The organism is Paenibacillus sp. RUD330 (assembly GCF_002243345.2).
Lineage (GTDB): Bacteria > Bacillota > Bacilli > Paenibacillales > Paenibacillaceae > Paenibacillus_O.
Map to the genome: position 1 here is coordinate 505,104 of NZ_CP022655.2, position 25,254 is coordinate 530,357.

The window sequence follows — 25,254 nt, forward strand, 5'->3', positions numbered from 1 at the left end:
AGAGCTCAACTATCCCATAAGATCCAAGGAGTGGATTTGAACATGGCCGTCAAAAACTATGCCGTCATCCAGCTGCCTGTCAGCAATCTGGAAGCGTCGATTCATTGGTATCATAACGTTCTGGACATTCCGTTCACCTTCCCGTTCACGCCGGGCGATACCGAAGCCTGGCTGAACGTAGGCGGGATCGGCCTCGGCCTCGTCAGCAGTCCGAACGTGCCCAAGCTGGAGTTCGAGAACATGCACGGCGTCGTGCAGCCGATCATCTCCCTCCAGGTCGACGATATTCATCAGATCCATTCCAAGCTGCGCGAGCGCGGCCTGGAGGTGGGAGAGATGTCGTACAAGCAGGGCGGAGGCTACAGCTTCATCCTCCGCGACCCCGACGGCCATGTGTCCAATCTATGGGGGGGCTGGCCGAAGGAAGGCGGCGAGGCTCCTGCCGATGCTGAAGGAGAAGCGGCAAAGGCTTAGCCGAAGTTCATGCCGCATTCATCGGAGGCCGTCCTGACCGAGGCCTGAATGCCGAAGAGGAGGCTCTCCATCGGAGCCTCCTCTTTGCTTGCTTCAAGATCTGCCGTCTCGGCGGCTCGCCAGCCGCGGCTTCAAGGCACTTGCTTTAGCTTGCGCTGCCTAACCCGCCGCCTTCAGCCCGACAGCCGCTCCGAGCACGAGCACGATGAACAGGATGCGCAGCGGGTTTTTCGACTCGCCGTAGAACAGCATGCCTACAAGAGCTCCGCCGGATGCGCCGATGCCGGTCCAGATCGCATAGGCGGTCCCCATCGGAATCGTGCGCATGGCGAGGGACAGCAGCGAGAAGCTCAGAGCGAAGCCGGCGGCGAGCAGCAGCAGGGAGACGAAGTCGCGGCGGCGGGTCAGCCGGTTCATCATGGCGACGCCGAAGATTTCGCACAGCCCGGCTCCGATCAGATATGCCCATGCCATCTCAATGCACCTCCCCGGTTGCCGGTTCCTTGTCGTGGCTGACGAGCTTCAGCCCGATGACGCCGACGAGCAGCACGCCGATCAGGATCAGCTTGAGCGCCTTGACGGGCTCGCCGAACAAAATCATGTCCGCGAGCACGGTTCCGGCTGTGCCGAGGCCGACAAAGACGGCGTATACGGTGCCGACCGGGAGCGTGCGGCTCGCGCTGATAAGCGCATAAAAACTCACGAGGATGCAGACGGCGGTCGCGATCCATTCCCAGGCCGTGTCGGCATGCTTGAGCCCGATGACCCAGCCGACCTCGAAGAAGGAGGCGCCGATGATTTTAAGCCAGTTCGCATTCATGATGATACCCCTTTCGAGCTGCAGGACTTGTTGCCGGGAAGGTTAGGAAGCTGTATTCCAGTATGCCCCAAAAACAAGGCTGAGCATCAAATAAAGCCCGGAAGACAAACCGCTTGGAAAGCGGCTTATCTCCCGGGCTTTTATCCCTCCGTGTAAATGCGGATCCGTGCTCCGCATCGTTCCCTCTCGGACCAGACCGGCTGGACTTCAGCCGCGGAACCCTAGGCAACCTGAACTGCGCTATGGAATTCAGGCCATTATATCAACAAGCGGTTGGGGAGGCAAGCGCCTTTTCGGCTGGAACTTTTTTGAAGAAGGAGACGTCTTACGGTTGGATGGTACGGTCCGGGATAGAAAGAACGTCAAGGGCCGCAAGGATACAAGCTGGCTGGGGAGAGAAGCGAATGACCGACATCGCCAAACGAATCCATAGGGTTCAGGCCATTTTCCTCCTATTGTCTATCGGTGCTCTGTTGCTCTGTGCGGGCATGTGGAGATACGGGGTTGTCCATCAGGCTCCCGGAGAAATGGATGAGGCGGCGAGCCTGTCCATATTTGGGTCGCTGGGCACATTGTTTTTCGGCGGCAGCTCGGCGGGAATCGGAATCCTGTGGCTGGCCGGGTCAATATTCGGGAGGGGGGATAGAGAATGAAAGGAGCCACGCTTGTGCGCTATCTTTTGCTATATGGCATCTTTGTCGCCTTGTTTCTGGGGGCATTGCTTGGCGTGGAGCGGATTGAAGGGTATAAGATCGCGACGACCGAGTATTACGGAATGATGAATATAGGCGGCATCTACATCGCAATGATGTTCATCCTGACGACAGCTCTCTACCCGGTCCTGGCGCTTCCGCTGACGCTGCTGGCCAACCGCTGGCTGCGGCATCCTGCGCTGCAAGCGGTTCTGTTCACGGGATTGGCCTTGTGGGCCGGCCTGTATCACTACAACAGCTACGGGGATTATTTCATCGAAGGGTACGGGCTTACTCCTTGGAGCTCGGTATGGATCTTCGCGGCCGCGGGCCTGCTGTATACGGCGGCCAATATCGGTCTCGGCAGGCTGGCGGATCGGGCCGGGAATTCGGCGATCCATCCGCCTCTCGATCGTCAGGGACCCGCTTGAATCCGTTGGCCGGCCCGGTCTAGGGCAAGCATAAGCGCCGCTGCTAATTCATCGGGCTGCCGGCAATTGTGAGCGCAAAACGCCAGTCGCTATCCCGGTGGAAGCCGGTCAACCGCAAGCCCAAGCGCCGTCGCTATCCGGTGGGAAGCGGTCATCCGCAGCCCAAAAAGCCCCGCTGCCCATCCAATGAATGAGCACGGGGCGCAGGTCAAGTCAAGTCAAGTCAGGTCATGCAAACCCGACCTTCGGCTTCTGGCGTTCCTTGAGGTTGACCGAAACGGTTCGAATCGAGGAGACGGGGATAAACAGTTCCTGATATTCCGTCTTGTATTTCACAAACTTGTCGTCCACTTCTTCCAGAGTGCCTTCCCCGATATGGGTTCCGTCGAGAAAATGAATCAGCACCTGCTTGCCTTTCAACTGCTCCAGCATAGCCATCACCTCTGCGGTTAAAATTGGATTCCATTCCATTGTACACCTACCGGATGCCGGCTTGGCAAAGGATGGATAGCCGAGCCGGACGCTCTCCTGTTCTCAAGGCTGCATGCTCGTAAAAGCTGCATGCTCGTAAAAGCTGCATGCTCGTAAAAGCTGCATGCTCGTAAAAGCTACATGCTCGTAATGATATGGTCCACGATTCCATATTCCTGGGCCTCTTCGGCGGAAAGGAACGTGTCGCGGTCCGTATCCCGCTCGATGCGCTCCAGAGGCTGGCCGGTGCGCTCCGCCGCAATCCGGTTCATCTTGTCTCTCAGCTTAAGGATGCGCGTGGCGGAAATGGCGATATCGCTGGCCTGGCCCTGCGCTCCTCCTGAAGGCTGATGGAGCATGACCTCGCTGTTCGGCAGCGCTCCCCGCTTGCCCTTCGTTCCCGCGAGCAGGAGCCAGGCCGCCATGGAAAAGGCCGTGCCGGTGCAGAGCGTCCGGACATCCGGTTTCACGAACTGCATCGTGTCGTAGATGGCGAGGCCGGCGCTCGTGGAGCCGCCCGGGCTGTTGATGTACATATGAATGTCCTTGTCGGGGTCATCGGCGGCCAGGAACAGCAGCTGCGCGATGATCGCGTTGGCCATATTGTCCTCGATCGCCGTGCCGACGAAAACGATGCGGTCTTTCAGCAGCCGGGAATAAATATCATAGGAGCGTTCCCCCTTGTTGGTCTGCTCCACGACATAAGGGATATGGGTCACAGGTCGTCATCCTCCTTCGCTGGATGGGTCGGAATGGTTTTGCCACTGGTAAACGGATGCGGGGAGGGAAAGGATACGGCTGGAACGCGGAAAAGAAATTCCCCGGCCTTCCGTATCCTTTTGGCAGGATCATTCGTTTACCGGTCAGAATATCTATGCGTATCGAAAGGGGATGCCGCCGATGGAGACGGAGACGGAGCTGGAGCTGGAGCTGGAGGAGGAGCGCGCGGCGCTGAGAAGATATTGCCTGGCGCTGACCCGCAGCGCCTGGGAAGCGGAGGATCTGGAGCAGTCGGCCTGGTGCAGGGCGCTGGCCGCCCCGATCTGGCGGGAGCATGCCAACCGTCAGGCGCTGCTTCTGCGCATCGCCCGGAACCTGTGGACGGACCACTTGCGCAGGGAAGCTCTCCATCGCCGAACGCTGCCCGAGCTGCAGGAGGCGGAGGCCGTCCAGCCTGCGGCTAGCTGGGAGCTGGAGGAGCTGCTGCGCCCGCTGGAGCTCCGCTTGTCTCCTCTGCAGCTGTCGGTATGGCTGCTGCGCGAGGTCATGAACCGTTCGATCCGCGAGACGGCGGAGCTGCTTCTGACGACGGAAGGCGCGGTGAAAGCCGCCTTCCACCGGGCCCGGCGCGCGCTTGACGGCGTCAGGCGCGATCTGCAAGCAGGCGGCCTGCGGGAGCCGGCCGACGAAGCGCTCATGGCGCGGCTGCGCGGCCTGGCCGCTGCGGTGCGGACGGACGATGCGGCCGCCATCGCAGCGCTCGCCGAGCAGGATGTGCTGGAGCCGGCCGTGGCGGTCGGCATCATCGGCGCCAGCGCCCATTCCGCCGCAGCGCATCGGGGACCGCAGGCGATGCTTGGCGGAAGCGGCTTCTACGCCTCCGCCGGCGGCTGGACGTCGTACGGCATGGCGGGCTGATTCGATTTTGATCAATTGCCGATTCAACCGGCTATGAGCCATAGTTGAGACATAGTCGGCTGGTTTGTCGGAAGTATGGTGCAGGAACTTTTGGAAGGAACTTTTGTGCGGCAGACCGTTGCCAGGAGGAGAATTCGGGTGTTCTTCAGACGGTGTATCGGACATACGATCCGTTAGTTAGGGATTTTTTTCGATTTCGTCGAATTATCGGACATAGGTTCCGCTATTTGGGGTAAAACAGCCCGTTTTGAGTTGTTTTCTCCGAAATAAGGGATCCTATGTCCGTTAAATTTTTTTGAACGGTGATTTTGGTTGAAATAGCGGATCGTATGTCCGATACGAGAGAAGTTGTGGTTTTAACGATAGTCGGAACACACCGGCACCTTGGTGCAAGCCCCGGTCAATCTGCCGCGCACCCCGCCAAGCAGCAAGCCCCGCCCAATCTGCCGCGACCCCCGCCAATCTGTCCCAGCCCCGGCCCCAATCGGCAAGAACACACAGCCTGCCCGCAGATCCGGCCTCGTAAGTCGCACACTTCTATCCCGCCGCGTGCAGCGACATGACCGCCTTTTCGCGTAATTGCTGCGGCCGGCCGACCTGCCCGCGGACTGCGGGTTGAAGATGGCCGCGCTCCTGCATATAATGGGTGTAGATAACGTTTGCAATCTTGACGAAATCCTTAATTGAATAGAGCGGATGAAGGCAGCGGGAGAGACTACCTGTAACACGGGGCGGCGCCGAAGGAGTAAGCCCTGGGGACAGGGTGAATCTCTCAGGCAAAAGGACCTTTGCCGGACGCATCTCTGGAGAGAATTCCAAGCCCGCGCACAGGCGCGCATGGAATCACCCAAGGGGAAACTCGCGGAGCGGGAAGCGAGGCAACTCTCAGGTACAAAGGACAGAGCGGAAGAATCGCGGGAACGGGCGGCACGCCCTTCTTTCGGCGCATTCTTCTGCTCTGTCCCTTTTTTCGGCTCTTGCAACAACTCATTTTCGGCCTCTACAACAACTCAAGACGAAGGAGAATGGCTGTGCGGTTCAAAGACGTGTTTTCCATTATCGGTCCGGCCATGGTCGGACCTTCCAGCTCCCATACGGCGGGAGCGGCGCGAATCGGGCTTGCGGGGCGCAGGCTGCTGGGCGAGATGCCGCAGGAAGCGAAAATCTCCTTTTACGGCTCCTTCGCGGCCACCTATCAAGGACATGGCACGGATACAGCCGTCACAGGCGGACTCATGGGCTTCCATACGGATGACCCGCGCCTGCCCGATTCGGTCGAGCTGGCCGAGGAAGCGGGAATGGACCTGGTGTTCCAGGAGGGGAAAGGGCTGTTCCCCCATCCCAACACGGTCCGGCTCGATCTGACCGCTGCGGACGGAGGCCGCAGGCTGTCTCTGCTCGGCACTTCGATCGGCGGAGGCAATGTGGAGGTCGTGGAGGTGAACGGCTTCGCGGTGAAATTCAGCTGCTCGTACCCGACGCTGCTCATCCGGCACCGGGACCAGCCGGGCGTCATCGCGTCTCTCTCGGCGGCGCTGCAGGAGGAAGGGCTCAATATCGGCGGGCTGTCGCTCAGCCGCATGGAGCGCCAGGGCGAGGCGCTGGCCGTGGTGGAGCTGGACGCTCCGGTGAAGGCGGGACTGATGGAGCGGATCGGCCGAATGCCGCATGTGCTTCAGACGGATTATATGGATTTGAACGATGACAGGGGGAACGACGATGAACTTCCGGACGCTGAAGGAACTGAGTGAGCGCTGCGGCGAAAGCGGCCTGAGCATCGGCCGTCTCATGCTGGAGCAGCAGTCGCGCGAATCGGGCCGCGAGCCCGGGGTGGAATTCGCGGCGATGAAGGACTATTACGGCATCATGAAGGAAGCCGTCCATAACGGCCTGACGCGCGACACAACTTCCCGCAGCGGCCTGACCGGGCTCGATGCCCAGCGGGTCGCGGCTTACAACGCGGCCGGGGAGCCGAGCCTCGGCGGCGATGCAGGGCGCGCCATGGCGTATGCGCTGGCCGTGTCGGAGGTGAATGCTTCCATGGGCCGCATCGTGGCGACGCCGACAGCAGGCTCCTGCGGCATTATCCCCGGCGTCTTCGTCAGCACGCAGGAGCGCTTCGGTTGGAGCGATGACGAGATGACCTACGGCCTGTTCGCGGCCGGCGCAATCGGTTATGTCATCGCGAACAATTCGTTCGTATCCGGCGCCGAGGGCGGCTGCCAGGCGGAGGTCGGCTCCGCGATCGGCATGGCGGCCGGAGCGCTTGCGGAGCTGCGCGGCGGCACGCCGGGCCAGGCTGTACACGCGGTCGGGCTCGCGCTGAAGAACTCGCTGGGCCTGATCTGCGATCCGGTCGGCGGGCTGGTGGAGATTCCGTGCATCGTGCGCAACGGCTTCGGCGCCGTTACGGCGCTTGCGGCTGCCGATATGGCGCTTGCCGGCGTGCGGAGCGTCATTCCTTCCGACGAGGTCGTGCAGGTGATGCTGGAGGTCGGCGCTGCGATGCCGGAGAAGCACCGCGAGACTGCGGGCGGCGGGCTGGCGCAGACGCCTACCGGCAAGAAGCTCATGAGCGAGCTGCGCAAGAAAGGCCGCCCTCTGCGCAAGGCGGAGGATCAGGACGGCAATACGGAAGCTTGACCGAAATCCGAATTCAAAGCCTCCTCGCGGAGGCTTTTTTTGCGCGCTGAATCGAGGCTGGAACCGCCGTCAGGCTGAGCATCATGACGTGCCGATATGCTGCTCAAATGCCTCTCGAATGCTGCTCAAATGCCTCTCGAATGTCTCTCGAATGCCTCTCGAATGCCTCTCAAATGCCTCTCAAATGCCTCTCAAATGCCTCTCGAATGCCTCTCGAATGCCTCTCAAATGCCTTCTCAAATACCTCTCGAATGTCTCTCGAATGCCTCTCGAATGCCTCTCGAATGCCTCTCGAATGCCTCTCATATGCTGCCCATATGTCGCTCATAGCCGCTCATATGCCGCTGATTCGGCGTTATCCGGCATATGGGCTTTTTCCTGAAGGCGGATGAGGTTCCGGCCGATTTTAGAGGACCTTCGATGCCTTCCCTTGCCCGGAGAATCGCTCGCAACGGGGAGGTCGATGCCTTCCGGATCGGCTGTGCGGCCATGGATTTGAAGCGGAATCCGGCGGCATGGAGCGATAGGGGCGGCTGCTCGGCTGTTCTGCAGGAGCTGAAGCAGCTAAGGCATGTGCTCGTGCAGTACGGGCATCCGCGACGCACAGCGGAGTGAGCCGACAGCAATGAAATACAGAAGAGCCGATTTCCGCCGATGACGGTTTCAAAACGTATGGAGATGGGTATAGGAAGTAAATCCGTTTAGTGTGCAAGTTCTGCGGAGATCGGAATAAAATAGTACGGTTAGGCGGATGGGACGCGGGGCGGCTGCGGCCGCCGGCGCGCCGAGGCAGTCAACATGTCAGGAGGAATGGCGGAAGTGGTCAAAACCAGAATGGTCGGCTTATGCATGCTGATTCTTGCCATGATCGCCGCAGGCTGCGGCAGCACTTCTCCAACCGAGAAAACGAAAACGCTTACACTCTGGTATTGGAACCGAAGCCTCGACGACGGGCTCATCAAGTCCGTCGAGCAGAAGTTCCCGGGCATCCGCATCAACGCGCAGAAAATCGGAGGCGACTTCAAGTCCAAGCTGAAAACGACGCTCGCCGCCGGCTCCGCAGGACCTGATATCGTCGCTTTCAACGACTGGGTGTCCGAGCTGTTCGTCAGCTCCGACCGCTTCTACGATCTGTACGACCTCGGAGCCAAGGAGATCGAGCCGGATTTCCTCGACTGGAAATGGAATTTCGGCGTCACGCCGGAAGGGACGATGATCGCCCTGCCGATCGATACGGGGCCGACCGCTCTCTTCTATCGGGCCGATCTGTTCCAGGAAGCGGGCCTCCCGTCGGATCCGGAGGACGTGCACAAGCAGCTCGGAACGTGGGAGAGCTATCTCGACGCAGGCAAGAAGCTTCAGGATCATTTTGCCGGCAAGGTCAAGATGCTCGACAACGTGAACAACGTCTACACCCAGGTCAATGCCCAATCCGACCGCATCTATTTCTCCAAGGAGGACGAATTCATCGGAGACACGACCGGCTCCTCGATGAAGAACGCCTGGAGCCTGGCCGTCAAGGCCGCCCAATTGAAGCTGGCCGGCAATGCAAACGCCTTCACGAGCGAATGGAGCGCGGCCATGAACAACAGCAGCATCGCGTCCTTCGTCGGGGCCGTCTGGATGAAGGAGGTTCTGGAGGAGGCCGCGCCGGATACGAGCGGCAAGTGGAGAGTCGCCCGGGCTCCGGGCGGAGACGGCAACAACGGCGGCTCCTTCCTCGCCATCATGAAGACGAGCAACTACCCGCAAGAGGCCTTCGAAGTCATCCGCTATCTTCAAAATCCCGACAATCAGATCCAGTCCTATAAAAATCTCAATCTGTTCCCTTCCGCCGCCAAAGCGCTGGACGATCCCATCATGAAGGAGAAGGAGCCGTTCTTCGGCAATCAGGCGACCGGCGAGATCTTCTCGGAATCCGCACGGAACGTGAAGCCGGCCTACTTCGGAGGCAAGTATTCGAATGTGAACGGAATCGTCGGCCGCGAGCTGACCTCCGTCGCCCTGCAGGGCAAAAACCCCGACAAAGCCTGGAAAGACGCGATAAGCCGGATCAAAAAAGAGCTGCTGCGCTGACGCGGAGCCGATGCCGCTGTGCATTCCTAAGATCAATGGCTGACAGGAGGTCACCCCAATGGGCAATCCCATGCTGAACGCGGAGCCTGCCCGCGCTCCCGTACCCCCGCGCATCAAAGGCAGCTTGGCTTCGAGACTTTGGAGACATCGGAAGGAATACCTGGCCATATCGCCTTTTTACATCTTGTTCGCCATTTTCGGCTTGTTCCCGATCGCATTCTCCATGTACCTGTCCTTCCAGAAGTGGGATGGAATCGGAAGGATGAGCTACAACGGCGTGAACAATTACCGCTTCATGCTGACGGATCCCGAATTCTGGAGGGCGGTCGGCAACACGCTCCTCATCTGGATCTACTCGACGATTCCGATGCTGTTCATCGCGCTGGCCGTCGCGTTCCTGCTCAATTCCTCGTTCGTCCGGTTCCGGACCTTCTATCGGATCGGCTATTTCCTGCCGAACGTCACCTCGCTAGTGGCGGTGGCGATCGTGTTCGGCACGATCTTTTCCAACAATTACGGGCTGCTCAACTATGTGCTGAACTTGCTGGGCCTGAATTCGATCGAGTGGCTGAACAAAACCTGGGGCATCCAGCTCGCGGTGTCCGTCATGGTTATCTGGCGCTGGGCGGGCTACAACGCGATCATCTATCTGGCGGGCTTGCAAAGCATCCCGAGCGTTCTCTATGAAGCCGCCAAAATCGACGGGGCCTCGACGATCCAATCCTTTTTCCGGATCACGATTCCGAACCTGAGGCCGATCATCCTCTTCACGCTGATCACCTCGACCATCGGAGGCATGCAGATCTTCACCGAGCCGCAGGTGCTCGCGGGCAATGACGGAGGGGTCAGCGGCGGCGGCCTCACGATCGTGCTGTATCTATACCGCGAAGCGTTCATCCATAACTACTTCGGCTACGGCGCGGCTGTCGGCTGGGGCATGTTCGTGCTGATCGCGCTCTTCTCGATCGTGAATTGGCTGTTCGTCCAAGGCGGGCAAACCCGCGGGCAGGAGGTGAAATGATGGCGATGAGAACCAAATCGATTCTGCTCCATATCGGCCTCGCCATCGGGCTGCTGATATCGATCTTCCCGTTCTACTGGCTGCTCGTCATGGCGACGCGCACGACATCGGACATTTACAGCTTCCCGCCGAAGCTGTGGTTCGGCACCCGGCTGCTCGACAATATCGGGCGGGTGTTCGACAATGTCGATTTCTTCGGAGCGTTCTGGAATACGCTGTTCGTCGCCTCCGCATGCACCCTGCTGGTGCTGTTCTTCGATTCGCTGGCGGGCTTCACGTTCGCCAAGTTCGATTTCCCCGGCAAAAAGCTGCTGTTCGTCCTGCTGCTGGCGACCATGATGGCGCCGTCCCAGCTGTCGCTCGTGCCTTCCTTCGTCATCATGGCCAAATTCGGGTGGGTCGGCACGTTCAAGGCGCTGATCATCCCGGGAATGGCCAATGCGTTCGGGATCTTCTGGATCCGTCAGTACGCCCAGGAATCGGTGCCGTCCGAGCTGCTGGACGCCGGCCGCATCGACGGCTGCGGCTTCCTGCGCCTCTATTGGAACGTCGCCCTGCCGATATTGCGGCCTGCGCTTTCCTTCCTCGGCGCCTTCACCTTCATCGGAGCGTGGAACGATTACCTATGGCCGCTGATCATCCTGACCGACGAGCGCAAATATACGCTGCAGGTGGCGCTGGCGTCGCTGAACGGAATTTACGTGACGGATTATTCGATGGTCATCGCCGGAACATTGCTTGCCGTCATTCCTCTCATCATCCTGTTCCTGTTCATCAGCAAGCAGTTCATCTCGGATATCGCAGCGGGCGCGATCAAGAGCTGAAGCGGGAGCGGGGAAAGATTCCGGACTTCAAAGGAGCGAGCCGTCCAAGGCCTCATCGGCCGATGGAGGGCTCTTTTTTTGCTGCTGCTCGGCAGAACACGCGGCTGCCGGGAGTCGCGGCTGCAAGTCCTCCGGCCGCCCTCTGCCGGTGCGGGAGCAGCGCCTGCCAAGCGTTCCCCTCCTTTTCCCTTCAATGGGCATTGACACCGGGCAAGGTCATCTCTTATAGTTCCCCTGACCTGATGCATAGGTTCAATTTGTTAGCCTAACAACTTAACGAGGGTGGTCCATCATGTTCAACCGAGCCGCGCAAGCCGAACTGCCCGGGAATTCATTCGAACGAACGTTCCAACAAGCGGTGCAGGAGGGAAACCGAACTTCCTTCCAATACCTCCTGTCGCTGTATAAAGGCAACTTCATGAACCTCGGCATCTCGCTGATGTTCATGGTGATCAAAAGCCTGCCGGTCTATCTGCTGCCGATCGTCACCGCCAATGTCATCAACATCGTCGCCCAGCCCTCCCAGCATTCCATGCGGGAACTCTGGCTCAACTTCGCGGTGCTGCTGGTCGTCGTGCTTCAGAATATCCCGACCCATGCCGCCTACGTGAGCTTCCTCAGCCGCGCCATCCGCACCGTCGAGGCGGGATTGCGCGGAGCGATGGTGCGCAAGCTGCAGCAGCTCTCGATCAATTCCCACCGCGAGCTGCAGGCTGGCCGGCTCCAGTCCAAGGTGCTGCGCGACGTCGAGGCGGTGGAGGGCATGTCCAAGCAGCTGATGCTGGCGCTGTTCCCGGCGATCCTGAACGTCATCATCGCGTTCGGCCTCACGCTGTACACCAACTGGCTCGTCTCGCTGTTCTTTCTCGTCACCGTTCCTTCCGCGATCGCGGTGATGAGGCTGTTCCGCAGGCGGATCAAGCAGAGCAACAGCGAGTTCCGCAAGGAAATCGAGACGATGAGCTCCCATGTGTCGGAGATGGTGGAGATGATTCCGGTCACCAAGGCGCATGGCCTGGAGCAGGTCGAGATCGACCGCATCGACACGACGCTGAAGCGGCTGCAGGGCAAGGGCTACCGGATGGATCTCGTCGAAGCCTACTTCGGCGCCTCCAACTGGGTCACGTTCCAGATCGTGCAGGTCGTATGCCTGCTGTTCACCGCCTATCTCGCTTACACCAACAAGATTCCGGTCGGCAGCATCGTCATGTACCAGGGGTATTTCGGCATGATTCTCGGCTCCATCACGGCTCTCATGAACGTGTATCCGATGATTGCCAAGGGCTTCGAGTCTATTTCTTCCATTACGGAGATTCTGAAATCGCCGGATATCGAGAACAACGCCGGAAAGCTCAAGCTGGCCAAGGTGGCCGGTGATTACCGCTTCTCGGGCGTCCAGCTGAAGTTCAAGGACAGCGAGCAGCATGTGCTGGAGGAGCTGTCGCTGGAGGTGAAGGCCGGCGAATGCGTCGCTTTTGTCGGAGAATCGGGGGCAGGAAAGTCGACGATCCTCAATCTCGTTATCGGCTTCCTCGAGCCCAGCTCGGGACAGGTGAGCGTAGACGGGATTCCGCTGTCCGAGCTGGATCTGTCGGAATACCGCCGCCATCTGGCCGTGGTTCCGCAGACGAACATCCTCTTCTCCGGCTCGATCCGGGACAACATCACCTACGGCCTGAAGGGCATCACGGACGAGAGGCTGATGGAGGTCGTGGAGCTGGCCCATCTGTCGGAAATGGTGGGCAGGCTGCCGCACGGCGTCGACACGATGGTCGGCGAGCATGGAGGCAAGCTCTCCGGCGGCCAGCGCCAGCGCATCGCGATCGCCCGCGCGCTCGTACGGGATCCGCAGGTCATCGTCCTCGACGAGGCGACGTCGGCGCTCGACAACGCCTCGGAATTTCATGTGCAGCAGGCGATGCAGCAGCTCATCAAGGGGCGCACGACATTCATCGTCGCGCACCGGCTGTCTACGATCCGCCATGCGGACCGCATCGTAGTCATGAAGCGCGGAAGAATCGTCGAGACGGGCACGTTCGACGAGCTGATCGCCCTCAAGGGCGAATTCTATCATTTGAAACAGCTGCAGATGTAGCTCTGCAGCCTTACTGAGATAACAGCAAAAAAGAGGATTCCCGTCGGGGGGATCCTCTTTTTTTGTTTCGTTTTTGCATGGTTTAAACCTGGGTTAACTCTTGCAAGCGTCAGACAGACAGGAGGGGGGGTGAATCCTTCCCTGTCTGCTTTGACGAAGAGATGTCCGCTCGCTGTCAAGGACGGCGAAGCGGGTTACTTGCGCAGCTCGAAAAACTCGCAGCCGCTGCGGGAGTGGTAGGCAAGGTCGGCGACGCCGGATTGGATGACGACCGTACGCTCGTCGAAGCGGACGATGCAGCTTCCGGATTCGATCATCTGGTCGTCGCGGAAGACGCGCACCCGAATGCTCTTGTCGAGCGCTTCCTGGAAGTCGGCATCGGTATGCAGCGGGCGTATGTGGGCCATGGCGGGAAGCTCCTTTGTCATAAGGTCGTGGACAGTCATTGAAAGCCATTATAGCACAAGCGCTCAGCGCCGGGGCCCTGTCTGGAGGATGGCTATCGCCGAGAGGCGGGTCTGGGCTCCGCTAGATCAGCGAAGCATCCTCCTGATAAGGGATCCAAGGCAAGGAGGCGAGCAGGAAGTGGGGGATGGACAGTCGGCGAGGTTTGGGGATGAGCGGCGGAGGAAACGATGATACGGAGATGGATCGGCGGAAGGAGGACTGAGGACAATGGATAAGGATCGGAGCGCGGATGGGATTCAGGGCAGCAAACGGGCAAGGAAGGGTGGGATCGATCCCGGCAGACTTCGAATCAGAGTCCGCTGCGTGCATGTCCGCCCGGCTGCTTTGTTCGGGCTTATGCTTCTGTCCGCAGCGATGCTGGAGGGCTGCTTCTCCCATTCCGCTCTGCAGCAGCCGACCCGGACGGTGATGACGGATGTGACGGGCGGAAGGGGGCAGGCACACATTCCGATGCTGGCGCCGGAGACGCTGCCGCAGGCTGATGAGAGAAGCGATGCAGGCGGGGATCGCAATCCTGAGGGCGGAACGGCAGTCGATTCGGCATCCGGGTCTCCAGGGAGCGAAGCATCCGGGAAGCTTCCCGCGGACCCTGCTTCAGTCCCTTCGCCTTTTGCGGCTCCAGGCGAAGCCGACGCATTCCGGGACAGCGCTCCCGAGGCGCTGGCCGTCCGTTCGTCCGAAGCGGCGATGCAAGCGGCTCCATGGATCGCTACGGCCCATACGACGCGAATCAATGCGGCCGATCCGTATGAGGCAGCCGTTCTGGCGTCGCGGATGGCCTGGCCCTCGACGGAAGACGAGGCACGTCCAGGCGGGGTTGTGCTCGTGCCTCAAGGGGACTGGATCGCGGCCGTGCTGGGAGCGGGCTTGATCGACGATGCCGCGGACGGTCCGCTGCTGTACGCGGATGCAGACGGCATTCCGGAGGCGACACTGCGGGAGCTGAAGCGTCTGCGGCCGATAGGGATGCCTGAAAATGGGGGCGTGCAGGCCATTCTGGTCGGGGCGCTGGGACCGCAGGTTCAGCGGCAGGCGGAGAAGCTCGGCCTGCGCGTCGAACGGATCGCGGCCCGCGGAGCCGCAGACCTGGCCCGCGCTGTGGACGCCTATGAAGCCGCGCAATCAGGCGAATATCCGGCTGATGTCCTCGTCGGATCTGCGGACGAGGAAGCCCGGCTGTACACGGCGCCCGCCGTGAGCCGGATCGCTAGCAGCGCTGAACCGCTGCTGCTCGTCGGCCGCGCCGGCATTCCGCTGGAGACGGCGCAGGCTCTGGAGCTGCGCGGCGGCAAAGCGCGCATCCACCTGATCGCGCCAGAGTCCATCGTGCCGCCCGAAGTAGCCGAAGACTTGGCCGAATACGGCCAAGTCACCCGTATTTCAGGCGAGGATCATTTTGCCCAATCGGTCGCTATGGCCCGTTATGAGGAAATTGCCGGGACAGGCACAGGAGGGAGCGGCGCCGGAGGCATATCTCGAAGCGTATCGCTCGTGAGCTCGGAGTCGCCGTCGCTGGCTCCTGTCGCGGCGCTGATGTCCCGAGGGAATATGTCCGCTCCTCTCCTATGGACGGAGAAGGAAGCTATGCCGGAGGCGGTCCTGGCCTATGTGAGATCGCGGCTGACAGAGGGGAAGGATTCCTTGGCCTCCTTTGGCCATGCATGGCTGATCGGGGAGCTCGGCAGCTTGTCCATGGGCGCGCAAGGAGAAGTCGACACGGTCATTCGACAAGCCGCTGTTCCCGGGCTCGGGAAGGGTGTGGCGCCCGGGAGTTCGGGGAGTCGGTAGGGGGCGGGGCCGAGATGGGACAGCGATTGGAATTGAGGCCGCAATAGAGAACGGAACATTTAGGCGCTAGGAAGTGGAACAGGAGTAGGAGTAAGAAGTAGGAGTGGAAGCAGGAGTAAGCAGAAGGAGTAAGAAGTAGGAGTAAGAAGAAGGAGTAAGAAGAAGGAGTAAGAAGAAGGAGTAAGAAGAAGTAGGAGTAAGAAGTAGGAGTGGAAGCAGGAGTAAGGAGTAGGAGTAAGTGTGAGAAGTTGGACCGGATAAAGATGGAGGTAGGGATTGAGATAGGAGCAGGAGCACGAGCAGGAGCAGGAGCAGGATAAAGGATCCGAGCAGGCTTCTGCGCCAAGAGGCATCATGGTAAGCGATAGCAACGCACGAAGTGGGATTCGCGATTAGGCGAGTCTATTTGCCGTTTAAAAAGTTTATTTAAGACAATAAATATAGATCTAAAAGCTTTTAAATGGCGTTTAATAAAAATTTTAAAGATTCAAATTATGCATAAAATCGAATTGGGATCACCCTCTTAAAATCTTGAACATTTGTGAATGAAAAGAAACTTATGCAAGATTTGATGAGGGAGGAATAGACATGAGCAAGGATCATGAGCATGAAGAGGATGGAAATACGCCGTTGCGAATGAACGGAGCGCCGGGAAGGAAGAGCGCCAGTAGCTGGTTTTCCCGCATCGGAAATCGGTATCGCCATCCTTGTGGGTTTGCTTTTTATCTTAGGAATCCTGAAGGGACTGGCTGAAGGGACTGGAACAGCGGCATTCATTTCGTTCGGGCAGCAGCAAGATGAAGCGAAGCCTGGACTCGCAGGTTTCTGGATGGTTTCCTTTTGGACGAGGGAAAGGATGAGACCAACGGCAGGCAACAAGGAGCTTAAGGCCTCATTCCCGATTAAATGAATCCGAATTGTTTTTCATAATCGGATCTGGGGAACCAGTTTCTCAGGATTGAATTGGGACCTTATGCTTGGATTGCCGCGAAGAATCGATTTCTTTTCATACTAAAGAATCATTTCTTCTTTTGCTTATTTTACCATATTTACCGAATAGATTACGGTGTGGTACATTCATTGCCACCACCGCTAATCTATTTTTTTTCGTTAAAAGGCGGTTGTGAATATTCATACATAGAACGGAGGCGATATGCAACATTTATTTTCTGATATTGCTTTAGGTTTTGAAAAAAAATTTTATGACTGGAGTGAATTTGTGTAATGAAAAAAATGATTCCTACTTTGCTTGGCACCGTATTGCTGCTTTCTTCCGCTTCCGCTGTCGCAGCTGAATCTCCAAGCCTCGGAGCGGCCGGAACTCCCGGCGTCAGCGTCGTGAACAACCAGCTTGTGACTCAATTCATCGACGCTGCCAAGGATGCCAAGATTGTGCCGGGCTCTTCCGAGGATAAGATCTGGGCTTTCCTTGAAGGCCAGCAGGCAAAGCTGGGCGTATCCGCAGCGGATGTGAAAACATCGTTCCTGATCCAGAAGAAGGAAGTCGATCCGACTTCGGGCGTCGAGCATTTCCGTCTGCAGCAATATGTGAATGGCATCCCGGTATATGGCGGCGACCAAACCATTCACATCGACAAGGCCGGCCAGGTTACGTCGTTCGTAGGAGCCGTTCTGCCTGCTCAGAATCAGATCACGGCAAAATCCAGCGTGCCGGCCGTCAGCGCATCCGATGCCCTGGCTATCGCGGCGAAGGAAGCAAGCTCCCGCATCGGCGAGCTGGGAGCGCAGGAGAAGGCTCCGTCGGCTCAGCTGTACGTCTATCCGGAAGGCAACGGGTCGCGTCTCGTCTACCAGACGGAAGTGAATGTGCTTGAGCCGCAGCCGCTGCGCACCCGCTACCTCATCGATGCGGCCGACGGCCATATCGTGCAGCAATACGATCTGATCGAGACGGCCACCGGTTCCGGCACGGGTGTGCTCGGCGACAGCAAGACGTTCCAGACGACCCTTTCCGGCAGCACGTACCAGCTGAAAGACACCACTCGCGGCAATGGCATCTATACCTACACGGCCAGCAATCGGACTTCGATTCCGGGCACGCTGCTGACGGACGCCGACAACGTATGGTCGGATGGAGCCGCTGTCGATGCCCATGCTTATGCAGGCAAAGTATATGATTTCTACAAAACGAAGTTCGGACGCAACAGCCTCGACGGCAACGGCCTGCTGATTCGTTCCACGGTCCACTACAGCAGCAAGTATAACAACGCCTTCTGGAACGGCACCCAGATCGTATTCGGCGACGGAGACGGCTCGACGTTCATTCCGCTGTCCGGCGATCTCGACGTGGTCGGCCATGAGCTGTCCCATGGAGTCATCGAATACACATCCAACCTCCAGTACCTCAATGAATCCGGCGCGCTGAACGAGTCCTATGCCGACGTCCTCGGCAACTCCATCCAAGCGAAAAACTGGCTTATCGGCGACGATGTCTATACGCCTGGCATCTCCGGAGACGCTCTCCGATCCATGTCCAACCCGACGCTGTACGGCCAGCCGGACAACTATGCCAACCGCTACACAGGATCTTCCGACAACGGCGGCGTTCATACGAACAGCGGCATCACGAACAAAGCGTTCTACCTGCTCGCCCAAGGCGGCACCCAGAACGGCGTTGCCGTCACGGGCATCGGCCGCGACGCGGCCGTGAACATTTTCTACAACACGGTGGCCTATTACCTTACTTCCACTTCCAACTTCGCCGCGGCGAAGAACGCCTCGATCCAGGCAGCCAAAGACCTGTACGGAACGAGCTCCTCTTATGTCACCTCGGTGACCAATGCATTCAGAGCCGTAGGCCTGTAAGGCGGAGGATGCGTCCGTAAGCAGAAGATAGGTCTGTAAGCGGAAGACAGGCCTGTGAGCAGAAGGTAGGTCCGTAAGCAGAAGGTGGTCTTTAAGCAGAAGGTAGGTCTGGAAAAGAACGGAGCAGCCGGGTTGCCGGCTGCTCTTTTTATGTGGGCAGGGACGAGCATTGTTGGCCGGGGAAAGCCATATATACTCTCTTTCTTAGGCGCATTCTTGGTTTTCCTGTTTCACCCTTTCTACTCCGTCTTTCTATGCAGGTATACGGGAAGAATCCGGTTAGTCGAATGAAGTGGAGAGATGGAGGCGGCTTCGATCGACAATGGAATTGGGGAGACGAGCGGAGCGGTACGAATGAACGACGGAAGTTGGAAAAGAGCGGCATTAAGGGGGAGGAGGAGTGGACACGAACAGGCAGTTGAACTAGCAGGGAGGGGACATCATGGAATGGGCATTGGAAGAATACCGGGTGGCTGCTGATCCTGCAAAATGGCGGGTTGTCCGCATTATCGGACATCAGATCCGTTATTTCGATCAAAATGTCCTATTCAAACGTTTTTCGGACATCAGATCCGTTATTTGTGAACAATTATCGGAATAGTAGTGAGTCGATGAGAAATAACGGAACGTATGTCCGATAGCGAGCGAAACAGCTCGAGTTTCGTGAAATAACGGAACGTATGTCCGATAGCGAGCGGAACAGCTCGAGTTTCGTGAAATAACGGAACGTATGTCCGATAGCGAGCGAAACAGCTCGAGTTTCGTGAAATAACGGAACGTATGTCCGACCGCAAGCGGAACAGCTCAAATTACGTGAAATAACGGAACGTATGTCCGACCGCGAGCGGAACGTATGTCCGACAACGAGGCGGTCTGACCTGAATTGGGCCAGCCGGAAAAATCGGCTGGCCTGAGTCCATTCCGATGCGGCCGGCCGAGGCTTCGAGAGCTTGCGCCGGACATTATTTTCGCAGCAAAGCCAAATCGAACTCCGGAACGAGGCCTTCCCTCGCCGCTCGTCCGAGCAAGGACTCGACGGCGTTGTAGCCGTCCTCGCCAAGCTCGCGGGTGAACTCGTTCACGTAGAGGGCGATGTGGGCGCTGGTGACCTCGGGCGACATTTCCTGGGCATGGGATCGGACATAATCGGCAGATCGCGCGGGATGCTCCCAGGCGTATTCGACGGAAGCGCGAGCCCATGCCTCGATGGAGCTGCGGTCGAGGGAGCGCTTGGCAATGATGGCGCCGAGCGGAATCGGGAGGCCCGTATCGGCTTCCCACCATGCGCCCATATCGGCCATCAGCGACAGGCCGTATTCGGGATAAGTGAAGCGCGCTTCGTGAATGACGAGCCCGGCATCGATACGGCCGTCGCGGACGGCGGGCATGATTTCGTGGAAAGGCATGACGATAATTTCGCCGACGCCTCCGGGAACATTCTGCGCCGCCCAGAGCCGGAACAGCAGGTAGGCGGTCGACCGTTCGCTCGGCACAGCGACCCGCTTGCCGCTCAGCCAGGATGGATCCGCGCCGGGAGCGGCAGCTCCCATGTGGGCATGGGCCGAGCCTGCAGCAGGAACGGCCTCCTGATAGGAGGTTTGCTGCTCATCAGGGATTGTTAGGCCTGCCGAGACATCCGGCTTTGCCGCAGTATCCTGGCCTTCAGCAGCACCCGTAGCGCCAGCAGCAACCGTAGCGCCAGCAGCACCCGTAGCGCCAGCAGCGCCGTCAGCAGTGGTGCCAGCGGCGCCGTCTGCAGCATCCCCGCCGCCAGCGGCGGCTGATGCTCCCGGCATGGCGTCGGCAGAGCGGCGCGAGGTTCCGCCGCCGGCGGTCAGCACGAGTGGACCGCAGCCGCGACCCAGAGCGCCGCCGCATGGGATGAGAGCGTAGTCTTCCAGCACCCAAGGCAGGGCGGCATAGGAAATTTTCATGACCTCGGGCCCGATGCGGTCGTCTGCCCAGCCATTGGTAATGTCGATATCGGCGTAAGTCACTTCCAGCTCAGGCGCGCCTTCGATGAGGCCGTGCGCCCAAGCGTGAAAGACAAAGGTATCGTTGGGACAAGGAGAATAAGCGATTTTCATTGGATTCCAAGCACCTCCGGCAGTAAAAATCCCGTCTTTTCAAGCGCCTTGAGCGCGTCGCCGATGCGCCAGGCTTCCCGGTCGCGCGGACCGACCGCATTGGAGATCGCCCGGATTTCCAGCGCCTCGATGCCTTGCATGGCGGCGGCTATGGCGACGCCGTAGCCTTCCATCGCTTCGGCTGCGGCTCCCGGCACCCTTGCCTGGAGCTCGGCTGCCGACTCGGCCGATCCCGTGACGGTGGACAGCGTCAGCACCGGGCCGGCTGCGGCTGCGACAGGCTCATCCGCCATGCGCAGGGCTTCGGCGATGCGTTCGGCCAGCTCTCGGTCGGCCGCTACGCGCCAGGAGCCGAAGCCGAGCTGATCCACGCTTGCGAAGCCGTCCGCCGTCTCGGCGCCCAAATCCGCCGCGATGATATCCGTCGCGATGACGACGGAGCCGACGGGTGCGATCGGGGAGAAGCCTCCGCCGATGCCGGCGCTGATGACATAGCGGAAGGAAGGGCAGCCCGCGATGGCGAGGGCGGCGCTGGCGGCTGCGGCGGCCGGGCCTACGCCGCCAGCGAGCACGATATAGCGGCCGACCCGCCGCAGCGGACCTTCGACCTCGCCGCATACTTCCGAGGGACAGGCTTTGAGCAGGCCGCGGACGACGGCGTCCCGCTCGGCTTCCACGGCGGTGACGACCAGGACGTAATGCGGCGTTGGATCCAGCTTTTTAATCATGAATAGTATCTCTCCCGGGGGCTTCTTCTCCTAGAAAAAGCCCGTTAATGGTCAAGGGCATGCAGCCCGCAGGTGAAGGGCGAGAACTCGAATGCGCATGGGCAGGAGCTCGTCCGGGTCCGTGATGGACGGTTCATCTCTAACCATACTCCTATGCGGGCGTCCGTTCAAGGAAGCCTCCTCTCCTCCGCCAGTCTCTGTACGATAAGGACCGCAGCCTCAAGCAGGGAGGAGACGTTCCAATCCGCCGGAGATGGCTTGGTTCCATGTTTTTGAATCCTTCGCGCAGAGCCGGCCCCCTCCCGGCTGCCGCCGTCCTTCCCTTTCCTCCTGCCCGCAGCGCCGCCCACTCGAATCGTCCGCGTGCCGGCTGCGCGGCCGGCTGCGATATCGCTCTCGCGGTCTCCGATCATGTAGCTCTCGCCAAGCGAGAGGCGATGCCGCTTCGCCAGCTCCAGCAGCATGCCGGGCCGCGGCTTGCGGCAGGCGCATCCGGAATCGGGTTTATGCGGGCAGAAGGCGATGCCGTCCAGCCTTGCCCCTTTTCCCGCCAGCAGCTCCTCCAGCCGTTCATGCACCGCCTTCAGGTCCGCCAAGGACATGTAGCCGAGGCCGACGCCGCCTTGATTCGTCACCACGTATACCCGGTAGCCCGCTTCCGCCAGCCCACGGATCGCTTCGGCGGTTCCGGGCAATAGATGGACATCGTCCGGACCGTTCACTTGGCGTACACGCGCGGTATTCATCTCGTTGACGACGCCGTCCCGGTCCAGAAAGACCGCTTTCGCTGATTTCATTCCCCATCCTCCTTTTCCAAATTTTTTGCCACGGGGTATTAAGCTAGGCCCGGAGCGGAGCGTGAGCGCAACGGGGCCGTTCCTTCCGAGTGGCTTTCCGCCCCTTTGCCTGTTCCGCCTCGCTGCCATCCCGCTGCCTGCTCCCAGCCGGTCTGCTGCCATCCCGCTGCCTATTTCCTTATCTTACCCCGCTCCTCGGCTTCCCATCTTGATTGGCTGTTCCCGGACAGAGGGTAATAGACACCAGACTATCCGGCAAGGAGGCATACCATCCATGCAGACGATCTGGAAGGGAGCGGTCGGCTTCGGCCTCGTCAACGTTCCGGTGCGGCTATATGCGGCTACCGAGGACAACGACATCCCGATGCGGATGCTCCACAAGAAATACAACCAGCCGATCAAGTACCACCGTACCTGTCCCAAATGCGAGGAGGACGTTTCCTGGAGCGACATCGTCAAAGGCTACGAGTATGAGGATGGCCGCTTCGTCACCTTCGAGAAGGACGAGCTGGAGCAGCTGGCTTCGAAAACCTCGCGCGAGATCCGTATCCTCGATTTTGTGGATTTGGAGGAAATAGATCCCATCTATTTTCAAAAGACCTACTATCTCTCTCCGGAGGAAACCGGCAAGCACGCCTATCGGCTGCTCGTCGAGGCGCTGAAAAGCACCCGGAAAATCGGCGTCGCCAATGTGACGATACGGCAGAAGAGCAGCCTTGCGGCTATCCGCGTCGTGGACGGAGTGCTTTCCCTCGTCACGATGTTTTATGAGGATGAGATCCGCGAGAAAAACCATATTCCGGGCCTGCCCGAGGAAGAGAAGGTCGACCGGCGGGAGCTGGACATGGCGAAGTCGCTGATCGAGCAGCTGACGGGAAGCTTCGAGCCGGAGAAATACAAGGACGAGTACCGGGAAAGGCTGCTGGAGGCGATCGAGGGCAAGGTGGAAGGCAAGGAGGTCAAGGTCGCCGAAGAGGAGGCGGAGCCGAACGTGCTGGACTTGATGGACGCGCTGCAGAAGAGTCTCAAGCAGCTGAAGCCTGCAGGCGGCACGGATTCCGGAAATGCGGACAAGCCGCGCAGGGGGGCAGCCTCCAAAGCCAAGCCGAAATCATCCAAGGCCGGGTCCTCCGCTTCCAAACCAAAGCCGTCGGAATCCAAGGCGAAGCCGGCTGCCGCCAAGCCGAAGCGCCGTTCGGGAACCCGGTCGAAAGAAACGGGATCATAAGGGATGAAGCCTTTCGTTCCGATGTCGCCGGTTTTGACGGATTGTCTGCCTGCGGGCGGCGATTGGGCCTATCAGCTGAAGTGGGACGGGTTCCGCATCATCTCCGTCCTTCGCGGCGGGGAAGCGAGCCTATGGTCGAAGCGGATGCTGCCGAAGACCGAATCCTATCCGGAGCTGGCCCATGCGCTCGAAGACTGCGCCGCCGAAGGCTTTCCGGATCTCATGCTGGACGGCGAGGCATTCCTCCTCGATCCCGATACCGCCAAGCCCAGCTTTCAGATGATGCAGGGCCGGGACAAGCTGCGCGGTCGGGAACGGATCGAGCTTGCCTCGCGTCGCCAGCCGGTCGGCTATATGATTTTCGATCTGCTGCAGGAGGGGAGCGAGGATCTCCGGAGCTTGCCGTTCGAGGAGCGCAGCGCCCGGCTGAGAAAGCTGTGCTCCGGCTGGAAGCCTCCCTTTTTCCTTGCGGATACGTATGAGGACGGCGAGCCGCTCTGGCGGTGGGCGGAGGAGAACGGCTGGGAGGGCGTTGTCGCCAAGCGGCGCGGCAGCCGGTATTCGGAGGGCAAGGAACACGGCGACTGGTACAAGCGGAAGACGTTTTTTCACCGCGAAGTGGATATCGTGGCTGTGCTTTATAAGGAAGGGAAGCTGTCGAGCCTGGTCATGAGCCGGCAAGGGCGGTATATGGGGCGCATCTCTTCGGGCTTGAACGCAAGGGCCAAGCGGCAGCTTTCCTTGCAGAAGACGACGTTGGGGGGCCAGGGAGAATTTGGCGGCAGCCTGCCGGAAGGATTGAGGGGGACCGATATCCGCTGGCTGGCCAGCCCGATCGCGGCCGGCGTGAGCGGCAGGGAGCTGACGCAGTCGGGCCTGCTGCGGCATCCCAAGCTGGAATGGCTGGAGGGGATCGTGTTATGAGCCGAAGCATGCTGGAGGTCGAGGGCAACCGCATCGAGATCACCCATCCGGATAAAATGCTGTGGCCGGCGCCCGGCATCCGCAAAGCCGATTATTTGCAAAAGCTCGTCGAGCTTGCTCCGTATCTTATCCGCTACTGCAGCGGACGCCGGCTGACGGCCATACGATTTCCGAATGGCGTGGGCGGCAAGTCCTTCTACCAGAAGAACGCGCCTGAGCCGACGCCAGAATTCGTGGACATCGCCGAAGCCGGCGGAGTCCGCTACATCGATCTGAACTCTGTCTCGACGCTTCTCTGGCTCGGCAATCTTGGAGTGCTGGAGTTCCATCCCTCCTTCGACAAGATCGAGGACGGCATGCCGGGCGAGTGGGTGCTCGACATCGATCCGTCGGAGGAAACCCGTCCCCGCCTGATGGAGGCGGGGAGTCTGATCGGCGAGGCGCTGGACGGCATGGGCATCGCCGCCGTGCCCAAAACGTCGGGGGCGACGGGCATCCAGATCGTCACCCCGCTGGCCAAGCCGTATACGTTCGGGCAGCTTCGGAGCCTGGGAGCTTTTCTGGGGCATTATTTATCAGACAAATATCCGCGGCTGTTCACGGTGGAGCGGTCGATCCGGGCGCGCAGAGGAAGGATCTACATCGACTACGTCCAGCATGCGGCGGGCAAGAGCCTCTCGGCTCCCTACACGCCGAGAGGACGGGCGGAAGCGACCGTGAGCACGCCGCTTACTTGGGACGAGGTGCGCGGCGAAGCCGATCCGCAAGCGTTCACCCTGCATGCAATCGGGGAACGCCTACAGCGGATGGGCGATCTGCTCGCCGCGGCGGAGCCTCAGAATCTCGACGCGGTGCTGGAGTTCACGGCCAAGCGGGCCGAAGCTTGAATGTATTTGTACGCAGGTTCAAGAATTTCAATCCAGGGAGGGATTTGCAGTGGAAGACCAACGCAAAGGGAATGTGCATATTACGCCGGACGGAGACGGGGGATGGGTAACCCAGCGCGAAGGACGCGTGCTCAGCCGTCACGATACGAAGGCGGAAGCCGAGGAGCGCGGCCGGGAAGAGGCGCGCCAAGCGAAGACGGAGCTGAAAATCCATACCAAAAATGGCCGGATCAGCGAATCCCACAGCTACGGCAACGACCCCTTCCCGCCGAGAGGCTGACGGGCAGCGGGGCTTGCCGAGCGTTTATCGATAGATTTGAGGCAGGTTTTAATTTC

Annotated in this window: 26 protein-coding genes, 1 pseudogene and 3 riboswitches; of the genes and pseudogenes, 19 read left to right on the forward strand and 8 right to left on the reverse strand. The window is 59.6% G+C overall.

The features are described from left to right. Positions 1 to 42: 42 nt before the first annotated feature. Complete coding sequence (locus CIC07_RS02260) at positions 43 to 474, forward strand: VOC family protein (RefSeq protein ID WP_234993054.1); 432 nt, start codon at positions 43 to 45, stop codon at positions 472 to 474. A gap of 159 nt (positions 475 to 633) precedes the next feature. Here CIC07_RS02260 and CIC07_RS02265 read toward each other — a convergent pair whose 3' ends face one another. Further along, entirely contained in the window at positions 634 to 948 is a 315-nt protein-coding gene (locus CIC07_RS02265; RefSeq protein ID WP_076358963.1) for a DMT family transporter, read from the reverse strand. Position 949: 1 nt separating this feature from the next. Further along, positions 950 to 1,294, reverse strand: coding sequence for a DMT family transporter (locus CIC07_RS02270; RefSeq protein WP_076358962.1), 345 nt, complete (start codon positions 1,292 to 1,294; stop codon positions 950 to 952). Between the two features lie 127 nt (positions 1,295 to 1,421). Further along, positions 1,422 to 1,530, reverse strand: a riboswitch (guanidine-I (ykkC/yxkD leader). 168 nt (positions 1,531 to 1,698) lie between these two features. On the opposite strand from CIC07_RS02270, the gene CIC07_RS02275 reads away from it, so the two are divergent. Both CIC07_RS02275 and CIC07_RS02280 read left to right on the forward strand, forming a co-directional pair. Further along, complete coding sequence (locus tag CIC07_RS02275; RefSeq protein ID WP_076358961.1) at positions 1,699 to 1,947, forward strand: hypothetical protein; 249 nt, start codon at positions 1,699 to 1,701, stop codon at positions 1,945 to 1,947. Then, positions 1,944 to 2,417, forward strand: a complete 474-nt coding sequence (locus tag CIC07_RS02280; RefSeq protein ID WP_076358960.1) for a hypothetical protein — start codon at positions 1,944 to 1,946, stop codon at positions 2,415 to 2,417. Before CIC07_RS02275 ends, CIC07_RS02280 begins: the two co-directional genes overlap by 4 nt. 228 nt (positions 2,418 to 2,645) lie before the next feature. Here CIC07_RS02280 and CIC07_RS02285 read toward each other — a convergent pair whose 3' ends face one another. Then, the gene (locus CIC07_RS02285) at positions 2,646 to 2,888 is read right to left on the reverse strand and encodes a hypothetical protein (RefSeq protein ID WP_234993053.1); all 243 of its coding nucleotides are present in this window, start codon (positions 2,886 to 2,888) and stop codon (positions 2,646 to 2,648) included. A 137-nt stretch (positions 2,889 to 3,025) separates the two neighbouring features. Further along, entirely contained in the window at positions 3,026 to 3,607 is a 582-nt protein-coding gene (gene clpP / locus CIC07_RS02290; protein WP_076358958.1) for an ATP-dependent Clp endopeptidase proteolytic subunit ClpP, read from the reverse strand. A gap of 181 nt (positions 3,608 to 3,788) precedes the next feature. Here clpP and CIC07_RS02295 point away from each other — a divergent pair, with 181 nt between their 5' ends. From CIC07_RS02295 to CIC07_RS02330, 8 genes and pseudogenes are all read left to right on the forward strand, one after another. Then, the gene (locus CIC07_RS02295) at positions 3,789 to 4,526 is read left to right on the forward strand and encodes an RNA polymerase sigma factor (RefSeq protein ID WP_159442448.1); all 738 of its coding nucleotides are present in this window, start codon (positions 3,789 to 3,791) and stop codon (positions 4,524 to 4,526) included. Between the two features lie 696 nt (positions 4,527 to 5,222). Then, positions 5,223 to 5,324: riboswitch (glycine riboswitch) on the forward strand. Further along, a riboswitch (glycine riboswitch) is annotated at positions 5,325 to 5,438 on the forward strand. A 113-nt stretch (positions 5,439 to 5,551) separates the two neighbouring features. Continuing rightward, positions 5,552 to 6,277: an L-serine ammonia-lyase, iron-sulfur-dependent subunit beta gene (sdaAB, locus tag CIC07_RS02300; protein ID WP_481855877.1), complete on the forward strand. Its 726-nt coding sequence runs from the start codon at positions 5,552 to 5,554 to the stop codon at positions 6,275 to 6,277. Next, a complete protein-coding gene (gene sdaAA, locus CIC07_RS02305) occupies positions 6,246 to 7,169 on the forward strand; it encodes an L-serine ammonia-lyase, iron-sulfur-dependent, subunit alpha (RefSeq protein WP_076358956.1) in 924 nt (307 codons plus the stop codon). Before sdaAB ends, sdaAA begins: the two co-directional genes overlap by 32 nt. A gap of 363 nt (positions 7,170 to 7,532) precedes the next feature. Further along, positions 7,533 to 7,784, forward strand: a pseudogene (locus CIC07_RS02310) (DUF3626 domain-containing protein); the annotation flags it as partial. Between the two features lie 195 nt (positions 7,785 to 7,979). Continuing rightward, on the forward strand, positions 7,980 to 9,245 hold the full coding sequence (locus tag CIC07_RS02315) for an ABC transporter substrate-binding protein (protein WP_076358955.1): 1,266 nt from the start codon (positions 7,980 to 7,982) through the stop codon (positions 9,243 to 9,245). Between the two features lie 58 nt (positions 9,246 to 9,303). Further along, positions 9,304 to 10,266: a carbohydrate ABC transporter permease gene (locus tag CIC07_RS02320; protein ID WP_076358954.1), complete on the forward strand. Its 963-nt coding sequence runs from the start codon at positions 9,304 to 9,306 to the stop codon at positions 10,264 to 10,266. After that, a complete protein-coding gene (locus tag CIC07_RS02325) occupies positions 10,263 to 11,090 on the forward strand; it encodes a carbohydrate ABC transporter permease (protein ID WP_076358953.1) in 828 nt (275 codons plus the stop codon). The genes CIC07_RS02320 and CIC07_RS02325 overlap by 4 nt, the downstream gene beginning before the upstream one ends. A 292-nt stretch (positions 11,091 to 11,382) precedes the next feature. Continuing rightward, positions 11,383 to 13,185 (forward strand): ABC transporter ATP-binding protein, encoded by a 1,803-nt coding sequence (locus CIC07_RS02330; RefSeq protein WP_083688595.1) that lies wholly within the window; start codon positions 11,383 to 11,385, stop codon positions 13,183 to 13,185. Between the two features lie 194 nt (positions 13,186 to 13,379). On the opposite strand, the gene CIC07_RS02335 is transcribed toward CIC07_RS02330, so the two are convergent. Further along, the gene (locus CIC07_RS02335) at positions 13,380 to 13,592 is read right to left on the reverse strand and encodes a hypothetical protein (protein ID WP_021882376.1); all 213 of its coding nucleotides are present in this window, start codon (positions 13,590 to 13,592) and stop codon (positions 13,380 to 13,382) included. A gap of 268 nt (positions 13,593 to 13,860) precedes the next feature. Between CIC07_RS02335 and CIC07_RS02340 the strand changes: the two genes are divergently transcribed. From CIC07_RS02340 to CIC07_RS02355, 4 genes are all read left to right on the forward strand, one after another. Continuing rightward, the gene (locus CIC07_RS02340; protein ID WP_076358952.1) at positions 13,861 to 15,441 is read left to right on the forward strand and encodes a hypothetical protein; all 1,581 of its coding nucleotides are present in this window, start codon (positions 13,861 to 13,863) and stop codon (positions 15,439 to 15,441) included. Between the two features lie 588 nt (positions 15,442 to 16,029). After that, entirely contained in the window at positions 16,030 to 16,194 is a 165-nt protein-coding gene (locus CIC07_RS02345) for a hypothetical protein (protein ID WP_157742007.1), read from the forward strand. A 471-nt stretch (positions 16,195 to 16,665) separates the two neighbouring features. Further along, positions 16,666 to 18,267 carry a M4 family metallopeptidase gene (locus tag CIC07_RS02350; protein WP_076358951.1) on the forward strand — a complete coding sequence of 534 codons (1,602 nt, stop codon included), beginning with the start codon at positions 16,666 to 16,668 and terminating at the stop codon, positions 18,265 to 18,267. A 442-nt stretch (positions 18,268 to 18,709) separates the two neighbouring features. Next, complete coding sequence (locus CIC07_RS02355) at positions 18,710 to 18,868, forward strand: hypothetical protein (RefSeq protein WP_157742009.1); 159 nt, start codon at positions 18,710 to 18,712, stop codon at positions 18,866 to 18,868. 361 nt (positions 18,869 to 19,229) lie between these two features. Here the strand turns inward: CIC07_RS02355 and CIC07_RS25290 are convergent, their stop codons facing one another. The 3 genes from CIC07_RS25290 to CIC07_RS02375 all read right to left on the reverse strand — a co-directional run bounded on the left by CIC07_RS25290 (position 19,230) and on the right by CIC07_RS02375 (position 21,879). Next, positions 19,230 to 20,354: a 1,4-dihydroxy-6-naphtoate synthase gene (locus CIC07_RS25290; RefSeq protein WP_234993052.1), complete on the reverse strand. Its 1,125-nt coding sequence runs from the start codon at positions 20,352 to 20,354 to the stop codon at positions 19,230 to 19,232. Next, the gene (locus CIC07_RS02370) at positions 20,351 to 21,082 is read right to left on the reverse strand and encodes a futalosine hydrolase (RefSeq protein WP_076358950.1); all 732 of its coding nucleotides are present in this window, start codon (positions 21,080 to 21,082) and stop codon (positions 20,351 to 20,353) included. The genes CIC07_RS25290 and CIC07_RS02370 overlap by 4 nt, the downstream gene beginning before the upstream one ends. 167 nt (positions 21,083 to 21,249) lie before the next feature. Next, positions 21,250 to 21,879: a D-glycero-alpha-D-manno-heptose-1,7-bisphosphate 7-phosphatase gene (locus CIC07_RS02375; protein ID WP_076358949.1), complete on the reverse strand. Its 630-nt coding sequence runs from the start codon at positions 21,877 to 21,879 to the stop codon at positions 21,250 to 21,252. Positions 21,880 to 22,153: 274 nt separating this feature from the next. On the opposite strand from CIC07_RS02375, the gene ku reads away from it, so the two are divergent. From ku to CIC07_RS25295, 4 genes are read left to right on the forward strand one after another with little or no spacing between them, the layout of a single operon-like run. Then, positions 22,154 to 23,107 carry a non-homologous end joining protein Ku gene (gene ku / locus CIC07_RS02380; protein ID WP_076358948.1) on the forward strand — a complete coding sequence of 318 codons (954 nt, stop codon included), beginning with the start codon at positions 22,154 to 22,156 and terminating at the stop codon, positions 23,105 to 23,107. 3 nt (positions 23,108 to 23,110) lie between these two features. Further along, positions 23,111 to 24,031: an ATP-dependent DNA ligase gene (locus CIC07_RS02385; protein ID WP_076358947.1), complete on the forward strand. Its 921-nt coding sequence runs from the start codon at positions 23,111 to 23,113 to the stop codon at positions 24,029 to 24,031. Further along, the gene (gene ligD, locus CIC07_RS02390) at positions 24,028 to 24,918 is read left to right on the forward strand and encodes a non-homologous end-joining DNA ligase (protein WP_234993051.1); all 891 of its coding nucleotides are present in this window, start codon (positions 24,028 to 24,030) and stop codon (positions 24,916 to 24,918) included. Before CIC07_RS02385 ends, ligD begins: the two co-directional genes overlap by 4 nt. A 49-nt stretch (positions 24,919 to 24,967) precedes the next feature. Then, positions 24,968 to 25,198 carry a DUF2188 domain-containing protein gene (locus tag CIC07_RS25295; RefSeq protein WP_076358945.1) on the forward strand — a complete coding sequence of 77 codons (231 nt, stop codon included), beginning with the start codon at positions 24,968 to 24,970 and terminating at the stop codon, positions 25,196 to 25,198. Positions 25,199 to 25,254 lie beyond the last annotated feature (56 nt).